This is a genomic window from Pseudomonas sp. BSw22131 (genome assembly GCF_026810445.1).
In the GTDB taxonomy this organism is placed as follows: domain Bacteria; phylum Pseudomonadota; class Gammaproteobacteria; order Pseudomonadales; family Pseudomonadaceae; genus Aquipseudomonas; species Aquipseudomonas huanghezhanensis.
This window is the reverse complement of sequence record NZ_CP113949.1, coordinates 48,732-64,196: the sequence shown is the minus strand read 5'-3', so window position 1 is coordinate 64,196 and position 15,465 is coordinate 48,732. Positions and strand designations below refer to the sequence as shown.

Below are 15,465 nucleotides of genomic sequence, written 5' to 3'. Positions count from 1 at the left end.
CATAACACCAGTCTTCCTGTTTGAGCAGGGAGATGCAACATCTCTTACGGAGAGACCAATAATGTTATAGTATAACACTTACATATCGCCTGAATGATTCCCTCTAATGCTCTCCATCCGTATCCATCCTTACCGCACTTTTTCAGCACGAACTGCTCCAGGTGCAAAGCTGTAATGCTTGCGTTGGAGCGCTTGGCATGGGAACCGGAGCACGCTCCTGTATGCGCGCATGCACACTTTGCCCTCAGGGACATCAACCTGCGCATCGCGCCTGGTGAGTTCGTTGGCCTGATTGGTCCTAATGGCAGCGGCAAAACAAGCCTGCTGCGCTGCGCGTTCCGTTATAGCCGACCTCATCAAGGTAAGGTCTGCGTCAGCGACCATGATGTCTGGGCACGTAGTGCGCGCTGGTGTGCTAGGCACGTAGCAGTCGTAGGGCAAGAGTTTCCAGATGCGTTCGGACTCAAGCTTGTGGATGTGATTGCGATGGGACGCGCACCTCACCAACGTTTTTTTGCAGGTGATAGTGCGCAGGATCGTTTGCTTGTAATAGAGGCGCTGGCCGCCGTTGATCTGGATGGCTACGGGCAACATCGCTTCGACACTCTGTCCGGCGGAGAGAAGCAGCGTTGCCTGCTGGCTCGTGCCCTGGTCCAGCAGCCGCGACTGATGCTGTTGGACGAGCCGACGAACCACCTCGATCCCCGGCACCAGATTGAGCTATTGGGTTTGATCAAGCGGCTCGGCGTAGCGACATTGGCCACTGTTCATGACCTTAATCTTGCTGCTGCTTTTTGCGACCGCCTCTACGTCATCCATCACGGCCAGCTCGTGGCGAGTGGCACTCCTTGGGAGGTACTGACGCCGCATCTGCTATACGAAGTGTTCGGGGCTCAGGCATTGGTCGACAAACATCCGCTGCATGAATACCCGCGAATTACCTGGATCACATGACATGAAAGGTTATCTTCTCCTGCTCCCTATGCTGACCGTGCTGAGCTCTCACGTAGCGCAGGCTGCTGCCACTCGTTATCCAGTAACGATCGAAAGTTGCAACCGCACCGTAACCTTTGAGGCGCCTCCGCAACGCGCGGTCAGTAACGACGTCAACCTGACCTCGATGATGGTGGCATTAGGTCTACAAAAAAACATGGTGGGGTACACAGGTATCAGCGGCTGGAACAAGCCCACCCCGGAGCTGTTGAGTCGACTTGCTGGTCTACGCGAGCTGGCCAGCAAATATCCTTCAATAGAAACGCTGCTTAACGCTGATGCGGACTTTTACTTCGCCGGCTGGAACTACGGCATGCGCGTCGGCGGCGATGTAACCCCGCAAACCTTGGCATCAATGGGCATTCAGGCCTACGAATTGACTGAGTCGTGTGCGCAGATCATGGCCCGGAAAAGCGCAGCGTTGGAAGACGTTTATCGGGATCTGATCAATCTGGGTAAAATATTTGATGTCGAGGACAAAGCCGAAACTCTGGTCGCCGACATGCAGCGGTCGTTGAACGATGTTCGAACTCGGGTGGCCGGGAAGCCTACCCCTCGTGTTTTTCTTTATGACAGCGGTGAGGACAGGCCGATGACCGCAGGACGGCTGGCGGTGCCACAAGCACTGATCAGCGCTGCGGGCGGCCGTAACGTCATGGACTCCGTCAACGCTAGCTGGACGCACGTAAACTGGGAGTCAGTCGTCGCGAGTGATCCTGAAGTTATCGTCATCGTTGATTATGGCGAAGTCAGCGCTGCCCAAAAGAAGCATTTCCTTGAAACCAATCCGGCGTTGCAATCCATAAGCGCTATTCGGCACCACCGCTACATCGTCCTTCCTTATGTCGCGGTGACGCCAGGTATCGATAACATCGCAGCGGTTCAGGCGTTGGCGGCCGGTCTACATGGCGTGACACCGTGATCACGTCTCAGTGGTTTTCCGAGCGACCACGACGTTACACGGGTCTGGTGATCGTGCTGACGACCCTTTTGTTAGGGTCTTGTCTGCTGTGTACTACTTTTGGTTCGACGCCGGTGCCGCTGGTGAAAGTTATCGATATTCTAGCGGTAAGGTTGACTGGACAAATCCCAGTCACCTCATCCTGGACGCCTGGCCAGGAAACGATTGTCTGGCTGATTCGTGCACCGCGAGTGCTGCTCGGGGCGCTCGTCGGGGCGGGACTTGCCCTCGTTGGTACGGTCTTGCAAGCCGCAACACGCAATCCACTGGCAGATCCACATTTGCTGGGCGCTACATCAGGCGCCACGTTAGGGGCAGTCGTCGTGGTCATGCACCTGGGTGAAGTCCTCGGCACATTGACGTTGCCGCTCGCGGCCTTTGTCGGCTCACTGGCCAGCTTGTGCCTGGTGCTTTGGCTGGCCAGTGGCGGTGGTAGGTTGGACAGTCAGCGGCTGCTACTGGGCGGGGTGGCTGTTTCGTTCGTAATGATGGCCATAGCCAACCTGATGCTCTTCATGGGTGACCATCGTGCCAGCTCATCCGTGCTTTTCTGGATGCTGGGTGGTCTTGGTCTGGCTCGCTGGGAGTTATTGGGCGTGCCGTTAGTAGTGGTGGTGACAGGAGGGCTGCTACTGCAAGGCTTCGCGCGTTCGTTGAATGGGCTAATGGCAGGTGATCAGACTGCGGTCAGCCTTGGTCTGCAGGTGCATAAAGTACGTTTTGCAGTGTTCCTGATTGCATCATTGATAACCGGAGTTCTGGTGGCGCTCTGCGGGGCCATTGGGTTCGTAGGATTGATGGTCCCTCATATGGCAAGGCGTCTGGTCGGAGCAGAGCATCGTCGGCTACTGCCTGTAGCCGCTCTCATAGGGGGGTTGCTGGTGATGTGGGTGGACGTCGTTTCACGCACAATCATTGCCCCCGAAGATTTGCCAATCGGCATTGCAACCGCGCTATTGGGAGGGATGTTTTTCGCAGTCATGATGAAGCGTGGTTGATGCCTAGTACGGCCCTTACTCGATCCACTCAATCGAATATGGCTGGCCCGAAGCATGAGACGTGTACGTGTCTGGTAAAAACGAAGCGACGTAGTCACGCGGGTAGAGGCAGAGCTAGAGCGGGAACGATTCGCAAATAAAAGATATGTTATATTGTAACTATATATTGCTATCATCCTGATCTTTCTACGTTTCTATGATCTGCCTTGCCAAGGAACCATCATGCTCGCCCTGTCCAAAGATCTGTTCTGGCGGTTGTCGCCATTGGCCGCTGCCATGCTGCTATGCACGCCTTCCCACGCTGCGAACATTGTCGACTTACAGCCTCAGGTAATTACCGCCAATCCGTTGGGCAGCAATCAGTTTGCATCGCCTGCATCTGTGCTTGAGGGTGATGATCTGACCTTTCAGCAAGCCGGTAGCCTCGGCGAGACACTCAACAAGCAGCCGGGCGTCTCCTCGTCTTATTTCGGGCCTGGGGCCAGCCGCCCTATCATTCGCGGCCAGGATGGTGATCGCATCCGTATCCTTCGCAACGGTATCGGAGCGCTCGATGCGTCGTCACTGTCTTATGACCACGCCGTTCCTCTTGATCCAGCGACTGTCGACCGCATCGAAATCGTCCGAGGTCCGGCAGCTCTGTTATACGGTGGTAGCGCAATCGGCGGGGCGGTCAATACCTTTGATAACCGCATTCCTACAGAGGCAATCGCAGGTATTCACGGTGCCGGCGAACTACGTTACGGCGGCGCTGACACTACGCGCAGCAGCGCGGGGAAGCTTGAAGCCGGCAACGGCCAGTTTGCGCTGCATATTGATGCCAACGCACGTGAGTTCAATGATTTGCGGATTCCAGGCTACGCTCGCACCTCCGATCAACGCGCCAGAGAGGAAGGCAACGACAAAAAACATCGCCTTGGCAACAGCGACGGTCGGCAGGACGGCGGGGCGGTGGGCGGCTCTTACACTTGGGATGATGGCTACGCGGGACTCTCATACAGCAACTACGACTCCAACTATGGCTCGCCGGCGGAGCAAGATGTGCGAATTCGCATGCAACAGGAGCATTACGCTTTCGCGTCGGAGATCCGCAACCTTAGTGGCCCCTTCAGTTCTGTGAAGCTAGACGCCGGTTACACCGATTACGAACATCGTGAAATCGAAGGCGGAGAAGTGGGTACCACCTTCAAAAACAAGGGTTACGAAGCTCGGATTGAGGCCCGCCATCAACCGATCGGTCCTGTGGAAGGCGTTATAGGCGCACAGGTTACCCGCGGTGAATTCTCTGCGTTGGGAGAAGAGGCATTCGTGCCTCAGACGGATACCAATGCAGGAGCGGTGTTCATCCTGGAAGAGTTGCAGGCGACCGACCGTCTTAAGCTCAGTCTCGGCGGAAGGCTTGAGCACACCACAGTAGATCCGGATAGCAAAGGCAACGAGCGTTTCGCCAACGCGGAGAATTCCAGCAGTTTCACTGCCGGCAGCTTGTCGTCGGGTGCCGTTTACACGTTGAACCCCATCTGGTCCTTGGCAGCCACCTTGGGCTATACAGAACGTGCACCGACGTTCTACGAGCTTTATGCCAATGGCGCGCACGTCGCGACAGGCACCTATGAGCGCGGCGATGCTGGACTGTCCAAAGAGAAAGCCGTGTCTAGCGACCTGGCGCTGCGTTTCGATAACGGCACTCACAAAGGCAGCGTAGGCGTGTTCTACAGTCATTTCTCCAACTACATCGGATTACTGGGAAGCGGTCGCACCCTCAATGACGACGGCGAACAGGACGCAGAAGGTATCCCCGAATACAACTACTCAGGCGTACGCGCGCGCTTTAGCGGTTTTGAAGCCCAAGACCATTGGAAACTGGGAGAAAACCGATATGGCAGCCTTGCCCTGGAGCTTTCTGGTGACTATACCCGGGCCAAAAACCTGGATACCGGAGAAGCTTTGCCACGAATCGCGCCTCTGCGTTTGAATAGTGGTCTGTTATGGGAACTGGACAGGTGGCAGGCGCGGATCAATGTCGAACATGCGAGCTCGCAGCACAAGGTTCCGGATAATGAATCCAGTACTGACGGCTATACAACTTTGGGCGCCAGTGCCGGGTATAAATTTGATCTGGGCGATAGCCAGTGGCTGGCCTTCATCAACGGTGAAAACCTGACGAATCAGACCGTGCGATATGCCAGCTCAATCCTGCGCGATATTGCTCCGGCTCAAGGAAGAAGCGTAGAAGTCGGTTTGCGCACGACCTTCTAACCCGCCCCACCTAGTCGTCGACTGGCTTGGGCATGGGGACGTCCCCTTGTCGAAGCCTGATGATGCTCATTGAAAGCGTTGAAGCAACCACGGACCATTCATTCGTCAGCTATGGGTCCAGAGTGTGTAAAAAACGCTTCGTCAAAATTGAAGTGCGCGCATCTACGTTAAATCTGACATTTATCGGCACGTCAGAAGATTTGGATTTCGCGCAGATGCGCGATTTCCAGTCCGGTTTTGAGTAACTGTCGCGCTCGAAAACGTTTTATACGACCTCGGCCGGTTAGCGACCGATGCTCTGGTTAGACATCCTTGCGCTTCCACGGTAACCGTCCGGGCAACACACCTTCCTGATGCCATCGCTTAAGGCGATGGTGCCCACCTAAATTTGATCCGACCCCGAAAAGTTGGACACCATTTTTAGCTTTTTTACGGGGACGCCCATGCAACTAGAACGCCGTACCTATTCCACATCCTTCAAAGTCCTGCTACACCACGAAGCGACTCACCAGCTTGTTAAGGTTCACCGCCAACTTTGACATTTCGCCGCACGCGGTAGCGGTTTGACTAGCGCCTGCAGAGCTCTGAACAGCAAGCTCTCGAATGCTGACAAGATTACGATCAACTTCGCGGGCAACGTGTGCCTGCTCCTCAGAAGCGGTGGCGATCAACAGGTTGCGTTCGTTGATCTGCGTAATGCCCTTGGAGATTTGATCCAGTGAACTGCTGGCCTCTTGTGCAACATCAAGGGTTTGATTTGCCAGTTCCTTGCTCTTGCTCATGGCCTCTACCGCTTCTGCTGAATCGCTCTGCATGCTAGAGATCATCTGCTCGATTTCTTGAGTCGAGGACTGGGTTCGGTGGGCCAGCGCCCTGACCTCGTCGGCGACTACTGCAAATCCACGTCCCTGCTCACCGGCTCGCGCCGCCTCAATTGCGGCGTTCAAGGCCAGAAGATTGGTCTGCTCAGCAATAGCTCGAATCACTTCCACTACTTTATTGATGCTTTGAGCGCGCTGAGACAGCACCTGAATCTTGTCACTCGTGCTTTCAACATTACCGCTCAGCTTTTGAATAGACTTCAACGTTTGAGCGACTCTCTCCAATCCTGCCTCTGTAAAACCCTGGGTGCGACGCGACTCTTCCGAAGCTGACTCAGCATTGCGGGCCACCTCATCAACGGCAGCGCTCATTTGGGTGACAGCTGTGGCGGCTTGGTTGACTTCATCATTCTGCGAAACAAGACCTCGACTAGATTCCTCAGTAACCGCCGTCATCTCCTCTGCAGCGGAGGCCAGTTGGGTCGATGAATCACCAATTTGCATAATGGTGTTACGAAGGTTTTCCTGCATCAGTGCAAGCGCTTTCAACAATCGTCCGGCCTCATCAGTCCCGCTGATCTTCACCTCCTTCGAAAGGTCGCTACCTGCGATTCGCTCGGCAATAGACAGGGCATCGCTGATAGGAGTCGTTATGCTTTTCGTCAAAAGGGTTGCCAAAGCGACCGTCAGGACTACGACGCCCGCAATAAGCCCAACAATCATCCACAAACCAGATGAGTAGGTGTCGGTTGCATATTGCCCAGCCAGTGCTGCTCCGTCGTTGTTGAAGTCAGCCAAGGCCTTGATCTCTCCTTCCATCCTGTTCGTCAGGGGACGGATGCCTGTACTCACCATGTTGGCCGCAGCAGCAGTATCACCCCTTGTTAACGCCGAGATGAGAGCATCCAGTTGCTTGGAGTATTCCTCGGCGGACGCCTTTACCGTTAAATACAGCGCGCGCTCCCGGTCGCTCGCTATCAAAGGCTCATAATTGATAATTGCATCCGTAAAAACCTTCCGGTAGCTGGGGAAGGCCGCCAAGGTCGACTGAAGGGTTTGGGCGTCAGAGATGGCTCGTAGAGTTTCAAGCCTTAGACGAAGTATCCCAGCATTAATCAAGGCTGTTTGCCTGATACTGGGTAGCCAATTGGTTTCGACGTCTTTTTCGGCGTCCCGCAGCTTTCCCATCTGCACCGCAGCGACTGCGCCGAGTACAAAAACTAATGCGACAATGAGCGCGAAAAACAGAGAGGCTCTCGGGGCTAGGTTTAGATTTCTAAGGCGCATAGGAACTTCCTGTTACCAAGGGGATGATAGCGGTGCTTAAGGGGCTATCGACCTGAAGTGGAAAACTTTAGGCAGAGTGAGCTTAGTGGACGGATTGAGAGTCGAGGAGAAACTCACAGAGTTTTTAGCTATTTGACCGCACCACCAGCACCGACGCCTGCCAAGGTAGGCTGAGCGCCAAGGCCCGAAGTTTTTCGGTATCCAACTGCATTTCGCTGCCTTGTTGAATACTTGGCCAGTGAAATCTATGCCTTGGTTCAAACGACGTGCAGCCAGCCAAACGCCAATCCCATCGTGTACCAGCACTTTCATCCGAGTCGCGCGGCGATTGGCATATAGATAAGTACAGTGCGGCTGCGCCGCACCGAACACCGCGACCACCTTGGCTAACGCCGTTTCGGTATCAGCGCACGCAGGTCGTCTACCAAGCGGTGACACCGCTGAAATGTATGCATCCGGCCAAGTCATCTACCCAGCCCCGCAAAGCCAAGACATGGTGTGCACTTAAATTTAAGTGGGCACCAGTTCTAGCCTTTTAAGTGGGTATTTCATGCAGCCAACACGCCGTTCCTATTCCAAGTCCTTCAAGGCCCAGGTCATTCAAGAGTGTTCACAGCCCGGCGCTTCGATTGCCAGCATCGCACTCAGCCATAAACTCAACAAAAACCTCGTCCACAAATGGATTCGGCTGCAATCGCAGAAAAGAACAGCGCTGCAACCTGCATTTTTTCCGTTACCCGTGCCGCTGGCTGGGGCAAGCTTGCACTCAGCATCATCGAATATCTGTCTTGAAATACAGCACCCGCGCGGCACCGTCAAAGTGAACTGGCCGACTGAAAGTGCTGCCGCCTGTGCGACTTTTCTTCGAGACCTTTTGCGATGATTCGCATCGACTCCATCTGGCTCGCCACCGAACCGATGGACATGCGCGCAGGCACCGAAACGGCGTTAGCCAAGGTGATCGCCGTGTTCGGTGCGGCGCAGCCGCACTGCGCTTATCTGTTCGCCAACCGCCGCGCCAATCGCATGAAAGTGCTGGTGCATGACGGCTTCGGAATATGGCTGGCGGCGCGCCGGTTAAACCAAGGCAAGTTTCACTGGCCCGGCATTCGCCATGGTTCTGAAATGGAACTGGATACCGAGCAACTTCAAGCATTGGTGCTGGGTCTGCCATGGCAAAGCGCAGGTTCTGGAGGCTCGATCACACTGCTTTAACGGCTGCCATTAGCCTATCGGTCTATCGCCGCGAAGCGCCTGCTCTGGCAAAATCCGGCGCATGACTTCTTCTCCCAATCTCGACCAAATGTCCCCCGACCAACTGCGTGCTTTGGCAGCGCAGTTGCTGTCGCAAGTCGACACGATGGGCAAGAAGATCAACCGTGATCAAACGCTGATCGATACCGATATCACAGCGATTGAACCAGAGCTTCAGGCCTTGCAAACAGTGCCAGCGGCGACCGAGAAAAAGCAGACGCCCAAGCGCACTGCATTACCGGCTGAGTTTCCACGCACACTGATCTATCACGAACCGGACAACACTCACTGCCCATGCGGCTGTGCCCTCAAGCGCATCGGCGAGGACGTCAGCGAGAAGCTGACTACACGCCCGGCGTGTTCACCGTCGAACGCCATGTCCGTGGCAAGTGGGTCTGCGATGACTGCGAAACGCTGATCCAGGCACCGGTTCCGGCGCAGGTTATTGATAAGGGCATCCCGACTGCGGGCCTACTTGCACACGTTATGATTGCCAAGTTTGCTGACCATCTGCCGCTTTACCGTCAGGAATTGATCTTCGGTCGAGCAGGCTTGGCGATTCCACGTTCAACATTGGCTCAATGGGTTGGTGTGACTGGGGTTCAGTTGCAGCCGCTGGTTGATGCGCTGCGCGACGTGGTGCTCGGGCAACAAGTCATCCACGCCGATGAAACACCGGTGCAAATGCTCATGCCGGGAACCAAGAAAACCCACCGTTCTTATGTTTGGGCCTACGCCAACAGCCAGTTCTCGGACGTGGCAGCGGTGGTTTATGACACCAGTCCCAGCCTTGCCGGTGAGCATGCTCGCAACTTCCTGCAAGACTGGAGGGGCAAGCTGGTCTGCGACGATTTTGGCGGCTACAAGGCCAGCTTTGAACTCGGCGTGACCGAGATTGGGTGCATGGCCCATGCACGGCGCAAGTTCTTCGAACTGCGCGCCACCAACAAGAGCCTGCTCGCCGAGCAGGCCCTGCGTAATATCCAGTTGCTGTACAAAATCGAGAGCGAAGGCCGCGACCTTGAACCGGATTTACGGCGTCGAATACGGCAAGAAAAAGCCGTCCCGGTCATGGACATGCTGGATGTCTGGATGAGCGCCCAGCGCGATCTGGTGCCCGAAGGCTCTGCCATCAGCAGAGCACTCGATTACAGCCTGAAACGCTGGGCAGCGCTGTCGCGCTATCTCGATGACGGAGCTGTACCCATAGACAATAACTGGGCAGAGAACCAGATCCGACCATGGGCTCTTGGACGCAAGAATTGGCTCTTTGCAGGGTCGTTACGTAGCGGCAAACGGGCGGCAGCGATCATGAGTTTGATCCAGTCTCTGCGCCTGAATGGTCATGATCCGTATACATCTCTGAAGGATGTGCTGCCGCGGCTGCCAACGCAACGGGCGAGTGAAATCGATCAACTACTTCCACATAGGTGGGTTTCTGAGTGTTCGAGCTTATCCATACGCCAATAAGCACTACTGACTTACCTAGACTCATACCTTGAAAGCTTAGCTGGGTTGACTATCACGTATGGCTTGATCCAAGAACAAGGCAGCATTTTTTACAGCCTGCATCCCTTCCGGCAAGACTGCTGCGAACATATGCCAGACGTGAAACATACCCGGCCAGACTTCGAGGGACACCCGTACACGATTTTCACCCAGGTGCGTAGCGAGCCGCATTGCGTCACTGAGCATGACTTCGTTTTCACCTATTTGCACAAGGATGGGTGGCAAGCCTCTGACGTCAGCAAAGACAGGCGATGCATCGGGATCAGTTGGTAGGGTGCCGTTGAGAAACGCTTTGGCCAGCAACGTCAGGCCCAGACGTGATGCCTGCGGATCCAGGCCGTTACGATTGTCGATGGATGCGCCAGTGTGCTCCAGGTTTGCCCACGGAGACAAAGCTGCTCCGCCCGCTGGTAACGGTAAGCCTGCGTTGCGGGCCTTGACCATCACCGATACGACCATTGCACCGCCAGCCGAGTCGCCGGAGAACACGATGGATTTGGGATCGTGACCTTGGTCGAGCAACCATCGATAGGACGCCAGTGTGTCGTCGATGGGTGCCGGGAATGGATGTTCTGGCGCTAGGCGATAGTCCGGCAGATAGACCTTTGCTCCGAGTAGTTTCGCGAAGTGCCCAGCTAGCCCCAGATACCCAGTCGAGCTACCGCCCACATAGCCCCCGCCATGGATGAAGAGAAGAATTCGATTGCCCTCAAGTGCCTCCGGCACCACAACCTTGCCAGGCACACCGCCCATATCGACGTCATGAGAGGTTATGCCTGCGGGAATCGGGTGCGTGGACAATACCTGTTCGTAAGCTTTGCGTTGCTCATCAAGGGTAGTGTTCGTTTCCTGCCCTAGAAGAAAGGGCCCAAATTCAGCAGCGGATGCAACCCAGGCGTCGAGACGGGCCTGAACAAGCGTGGAGAAGGCCATGCGTAGTTCCTCAAAGGAGATTCCGATGCAATGCATCAGGATTAGCGATTGTGGTTCTAGTATATTCTTCTCATTGACGAACAAATTTCCCCTCTGTGGTGCCGGTTGGAGTTGCTTATGAGTCGTTTGAATCTAGATGAAATGAGCACATTCATGGCCGTGGTAGAGACCGGAAGCTTCGTTGCTGGCGGCCGTTCGCTCGGGCTGACCCGCTCGGCAGCGGGTAAGGCAATTACTCGCCTAGAGACCCATCTTGGCGTGCGGCTCCTCAATCGCACGACTAGAAACATGAGCATCACGGATGACGGTCAACTGTTCTACCAGCACTGCATTCAGATCTTCAGCAATTTAGAAGAAGCACAAGAGAGTGTGGGTCAGAAGGCAGGTGCACCAAGAGGAAACCTGCGCATTAGTCTGCCTGATGCGCTCGGCCGATTGTTGGTACTTCCATTGCTGGCCGAGTATCAGCGGCTTTGGCCCGATATTCAGGTCGATGCAAGCTTCTCGGACAGGGTGGTAGATATCGTTGACGAAGGCTTCGATCTCGCTGTACGCATTGGCAGCCATACAACAGATACCAGCCTTGTATCTCGCACGGTGGCTCATCATCGCGCAGTCATTTGTGCTGCCCCCGCCTACTTGCAAGCTCATGGAATGCCTCAAACTGCGGATGTGTAGTGGTCAACTGATCCCGGACACGACGTTAAGTTTTTTCTCGGCCTGAGCCGGTGGCAGCCCACCATTAAATTGGTGCGGTCGAATCCAGTTGTACCGGTGCATCAAAAAATGGCTGATATCCCGCTGAGCTTGTTGGACCGTCGTGTAGCCCATGGTCGGTATCCACTCGGTTTTCAGGCTCCTGAACACCCGCTCCATCGGCGCATTATCCCAACAATTTCCTCGCCGGCTCATGCTCTGACGCATGCGATATCGCCAAAGGCGCTGGCGAAAACTACGGCTTCCATATTGCGAGCCCTGGTCGGAGTGGAACAGCAAACCTTGAGGCTTCCCTCGCTGCTCGTAAGCCATGTCCAAGGCCTTGATGACCAAGTCGGCATCCGGCTTTCCCGACAACGCCCAGCCCACAACACGGCGGGCAAAAAGATCTAGCACAACCGCCAGATACTGCCATTTCCCTTGAGCCCAGATATAAGTGATATCGCCACACCAGACGTGGTCAGGAGCGGGCACATCAAACTCCCGGTTCAAAATATTAGGGATGTCGGGCCGCTCGACCGTCGCCTTTTTGTAGGCATGCGATCCCGGTTGTTTGCTGACCAACTCCAGCTCGCGCATCAGGCTGCGCACCTTGAATCGCCCGATCTGCTCGCCGTCGTCCTGCATCATGGCCATGATGCTACGGCTACCGGGAGCACTGCGGCCTTGGGTGAACAACTCGTTCACCCGACTGCGCAATCGAAGGCGTTCTACATCCGGTGTGCGGCGCCTGAGACGCCGAGCGTAGTAGCACGAGCGGGTCACTTCAAACACCTTGCACAGCCAATCAACCGGCTCGTGGATGCTCAACTGGTCAATCAGCGCGAACGCTCGAGATCTTCCGACATCAAGAGCGCGGTAGCCTTTTTTAAGATTGATTTTTCCCGCTCAAGGCGAGCAATTCGGGCTTCCAGCTCTTGGATTTTCTGCTGCTCCAGGGTCAGCGCTTTGCTCTGCGGGGTGACGCCCGTGCGTTCTTGCTGCACCTGGTCAACCCAGCGGCGCAAAGCCGACTCGCCGACACTAAGCGAGCGGCTGGCCTCAATGAAGCTGTAATCCTGCTTGAGAACGAGGTCGGCAGCCTCGCGCTTGAATTCAGGGGAAAAGGTACGGCGTTGTTTGGTCATCTGACACCTCGTTCTGGCGAGCATTCTCGCCTAAATGGGTGTCCGGTTTCATTAGACTACTACAGATGATCTTCTCCACCACGAATGTCTGGTGTTTAGCAGCCGCATGAAGCGCCAACCTTGGCGATTACAAGACGCAAGCGGCGAGTGGCTAAAGCTCAGTCCGAACAGTCGGCTAAGGCTGGACAGCGCAGAGGCAATTCGAGATGCAGCTCTCCTAGGTTTAGGTCTCGCTTACCTGCCTACGTTCTTGGCGGCTAACTACCTTAACGATGGCCGCCTGCAGCAATTGCTTCAGGCATATGGCACCGAAGAGGTGCCAGTTCACGCGATCTATCCAAGCAAGCAGCATTTACCACCGAAGGTTCGGGGCTTCATTGACTTGATGGTTGAACGCTGGAAATGCTAGAGGACAGGAAGCGATAGCACTCAGCTTGCGGCGTTCGCGGCGTCATGAGAACGCAAAGGGGGAAAGCGGCCGCTTGCGACAGCTTTAATTCTTTAAAATCACCGGTCGCTGTCTCTTTTGAATAAAATTTGTACGTAAAATCGGCTTAAGTCATTGATTTTTCGTACCTACCGAAAGCGATCTTTGGAATAAAGTTTGGACATGCGGCTAAATCCTGCAACTGACTATCGCCACCAGCCTTTCTGTAAGCTCCCTAGCGTTTCGCATCCGGCTCTTGGTGTGAGGTGGAGGATTGGAAATAGATACGGCTTTTCGAAAATCAATGGAACGATTACCTGGCGTTGGCTGCCCTTTTACATTGATTTGACCGACACCACTTCCACGTATCGATATTTGCCTTGGCTGCTCTAACCGCTTCTTGCTCTGCTAGCAGGGTGCTGAGGGTCATCCTTCAAGGCGGTGACACCTGCCAGATGGCAGAGGATCAGCTAGGATGCCGGGATCTTTCTGGAAACTGCATCGGGAGCTAAAAGTAGAAAAATGGTACAAAGAAAATCTGCGAGAAATCGACGAGAAATCTTTGCCCGAGATCCGTTACCCCAACCGTCAAGCGCAGCTACCCAGTCAGTTCGCTGTGTCACTGGTGCCTGGGACGGGGTCGTGGTGAACGCGCGAGAGGCTTGGTTCAAGCCGACATCTTATGTCGTGGGCACGGCAAGGCACCTTGCTGCCCCGCCTGAAAACGCAGCGCCACCAGTGTGTCGTTCTCGTGTCGGTGCGTCGGGCCCATACGCTCATGCCAAATGCCGTGCCTGCGAAAGTATCTTTCCAACTGCACCGTCGTGACCGCCACGACAGTATCGGCCCCCGATGCACCCGCTTCTAACAGCGCATGGCGAAAGAGCGCAGCCCCAACATCAGGACCGGCCTGTTTGGCAGCAGCGAAGCGCGATACTTCCCACACATGTGGATCGACCGGCAACGGAGCATCGCTGATCCACGCAAAAACCTCTCCCAGTAGATAAGGTTTGAGCGTGGGCAATAATCGAGCGCAACTCACGACCTGTCCATCCTCCAGGCCAACGATGTAGCGCGCATGAGGCGTATCGAACTGATCGGTCTCTACTTGGGCCGCCTGTCGATCTAATGGTAGGCGCCAGCGCAGCTTGCGGATGAAAACCTCGTAGCGAAAACGTATAAGTGCTTGGTAGACACTGTAGCCCAGTTCACTCGCGCTGCCCGCCAGAATATCCATCTGCATCACCCGAAGTTTGAAAGCACGCAATTACCCCATGACCGAGCGATCAACGACAACTACCTCTTCTGGTAGCGCGAGCGTTCAGATCAGATTCAATGCCACGGCGTGTGCGGCCGCGTGTGCCTTGTTGGGCGATCCAAACTTACCGACGATCTTCTTGATATGAAAATTCACCGTGTTATCGGAGATGCACAGGATCTGGGCGATATCACTGACGCATTTGCCGTCTGCAGTCCATCTGAGGATTTCCACTTCCCTGTCGGAAAGGACGCAGCGTTCGACTGCCGACAGGTTCCACCGCGCCAACGCCTGGCGGCTGGCATCGCTCAGGCAACGCAGCTTCACCCCCAGCTCCAGTTGCTCGATCTGACTGACCCGGCCACGGCCTCGAGCAAAAGAGATGACGTGCGTATCACGGCTGGTCGCCAAGGCACTGTAGGTCATTCCATGAACCAGGCCAAACTGAGCGGCCTCGGCGAAGAAACGTCGGTGGCAGCTGGCTTGAACATCACTCCAGTTCAAGACATCCGCTTTGGCCATGCTGTGCTCAATCACAGGATCAATCGCACCATAACTTTGCTCGTCATAGCGCTCCTGCCACTCAAGCGGATAGGTGCCCATGATGAGCGTCTTACGCCGAGTGAAAGGCGTGGGCGCTTGCAAGGCCAGACCAACATGTTCGAAGCCACACTCTATGGCCTCACGGTGCAGGATCGACACCAGATTTTCGATTTCATGAGCCGCCGAAATTTCTCTCATGACGTCGCTATACCACTCCAACATTCCCAATCCCATCGACGAGCCCTCCTGGTCATCCACCGGCTTAACAGTGTAGAGCGCTTTTGCCCGTCTCGCAGCCCCGGTCAGACCACGCATCGCGTACACGAATAAACGCCACGATTAATCACCTACCAATTCTTGTAATTTCTTGCATCTGGC

At 55.2% G+C, this 15,465-nt stretch carries 14 protein-coding genes and 1 pseudogene; 9 read left to right on the top strand and 6 right to left on the bottom strand.

All coding sequences use genetic code 11. The annotated features are described in order from the left end of the window. Window positions 1-174: 174 nt before the first annotated feature. The 4 genes from OYW20_RS00225 (at window position 175) to OYW20_RS00210 (ending at window position 5,211) form a co-directional block, all read left to right on the top strand. Window positions 175-954, top strand: coding sequence for an ABC transporter ATP-binding protein (locus tag OYW20_RS00225; protein WP_268798747.1), 780 nt, complete (start codon window positions 175-177; stop codon window positions 952-954). A 1-nt stretch (window position 955) separates the two neighbouring features. Further along, window positions 956-1,915, top strand: a complete 960-nt coding sequence (locus tag OYW20_RS00220; protein ID WP_268801236.1) for an ABC transporter substrate-binding protein — start codon at window positions 956-958, stop codon at window positions 1,913-1,915. Continuing rightward, window positions 1,912-2,952 (top strand): FecCD family ABC transporter permease, encoded by a 1,041-nt coding sequence (locus OYW20_RS00215; protein ID WP_268798746.1) that lies wholly within the window; start codon window positions 1,912-1,914, stop codon window positions 2,950-2,952. The genes OYW20_RS00220 and OYW20_RS00215 overlap by 4 nt, the downstream gene beginning before the upstream one ends. A 222-nt stretch (window positions 2,953-3,174) precedes the next feature. Further along, window positions 3,175-5,211, top strand: a complete 2,037-nt coding sequence (locus tag OYW20_RS00210) for a TonB-dependent receptor (protein ID WP_268798745.1) — start codon at window positions 3,175-3,177, stop codon at window positions 5,209-5,211. A gap of 488 nt (window positions 5,212-5,699) precedes the next feature. Here OYW20_RS00210 and OYW20_RS00205 read toward each other — a convergent pair whose 3' ends face one another. Then, window positions 5,700-7,265: a methyl-accepting chemotaxis protein gene (locus OYW20_RS00205; RefSeq protein ID WP_408005534.1), complete on the bottom strand. Its 1,566-nt coding sequence runs from the start codon at window positions 7,263-7,265 to the stop codon at window positions 5,700-5,702. Between the two features lie 90 nt (window positions 7,266-7,355). Further along, window positions 7,356-7,787, bottom strand: a complete 432-nt coding sequence (gene tnpB, locus OYW20_RS00200; RefSeq protein WP_268798743.1) for an IS66 family insertion sequence element accessory protein TnpB — start codon at window positions 7,785-7,787, stop codon at window positions 7,356-7,358. A gap of 82 nt (window positions 7,788-7,869) precedes the next feature. Between tnpB (OYW20_RS00200) and tnpA the strand changes: the two genes are divergently transcribed. The 3 genes and pseudogenes from tnpA to tnpC all read left to right on the top strand — a co-directional run bounded on the left by tnpA (window position 7,870) and on the right by tnpC (window position 10,043). Then, on the top strand, window positions 7,870-8,202 hold the full coding sequence (gene tnpA, locus OYW20_RS00195; RefSeq protein ID WP_268798742.1) for an IS66-like element accessory protein TnpA: 333 nt from the start codon (window positions 7,870-7,872) through the stop codon (window positions 8,200-8,202). Further along, window positions 8,199-8,534 (top strand): IS66 family insertion sequence element accessory protein TnpB, encoded by a 336-nt coding sequence (gene tnpB / locus OYW20_RS00190; protein ID WP_268798741.1) that lies wholly within the window; start codon window positions 8,199-8,201, stop codon window positions 8,532-8,534. The genes tnpA and tnpB (OYW20_RS00190) overlap by 4 nt, the downstream gene beginning before the upstream one ends. Window positions 8,535-8,595: 61 nt before the next feature. Beyond that, a pseudogene (gene tnpC / locus OYW20_RS00185) lies at window positions 8,596-10,043 on the top strand (IS66 family transposase). Window positions 10,044-10,079: 36 nt separating this feature from the next. Here the strand turns inward: tnpC and OYW20_RS00180 are convergent. After that, entirely contained in the window at window positions 10,080-11,015 is a 936-nt protein-coding gene (locus OYW20_RS00180) for an alpha/beta hydrolase (protein ID WP_268798740.1), read from the bottom strand. A 117-nt stretch (window positions 11,016-11,132) separates the two neighbouring features. On the opposite strand from OYW20_RS00180, the gene OYW20_RS00175 reads away from it, so the two are divergent. Beyond that, window positions 11,133-11,693 carry a LysR family transcriptional regulator gene (locus OYW20_RS00175; RefSeq protein WP_268798739.1) on the top strand — a complete coding sequence of 187 codons (561 nt, stop codon included), beginning with the start codon at window positions 11,133-11,135 and terminating at the stop codon, window positions 11,691-11,693. A 3-nt stretch (window positions 11,694-11,696) separates the two neighbouring features. On the opposite strand, the gene OYW20_RS00170 is transcribed toward OYW20_RS00175, so the two are convergent. After that, window positions 11,697-12,859 (bottom strand): IS3 family transposase gene (locus OYW20_RS00170; RefSeq protein ID WP_268798738.1). Its coding sequence is split into 2 segments (ribosomal slippage): window positions 11,697-12,607 and window positions 12,607-12,859, totalling 1,164 coding nucleotides; the frame shifts between segments, so codons are not numbered across the junction. 106 nt (window positions 12,860-12,965) lie between these two features. Between OYW20_RS00170 and OYW20_RS26035 the strand changes: the two genes are divergently transcribed. Next, complete coding sequence (locus tag OYW20_RS26035) at window positions 12,966-13,268, top strand: LysR substrate-binding domain-containing protein (protein ID WP_408005444.1); 303 nt, start codon at window positions 12,966-12,968, stop codon at window positions 13,266-13,268. A 685-nt stretch (window positions 13,269-13,953) separates the two neighbouring features. Here OYW20_RS26035 and OYW20_RS00165 read toward each other — a convergent pair. Then, the gene (locus OYW20_RS00165; protein WP_268798737.1) at window positions 13,954-14,523 is read right to left on the bottom strand and encodes an acyl-homoserine-lactone synthase; all 570 of its coding nucleotides are present in this window, start codon (window positions 14,521-14,523) and stop codon (window positions 13,954-13,956) included. An 84-nt stretch (window positions 14,524-14,607) separates the two neighbouring features. After that, complete coding sequence (locus OYW20_RS00160; protein WP_268798736.1) at window positions 14,608-15,402, bottom strand: autoinducer binding domain-containing protein; 795 nt, start codon at window positions 15,400-15,402, stop codon at window positions 14,608-14,610. Between the last annotated feature and the right edge of the window lie 63 nt (window positions 15,403-15,465).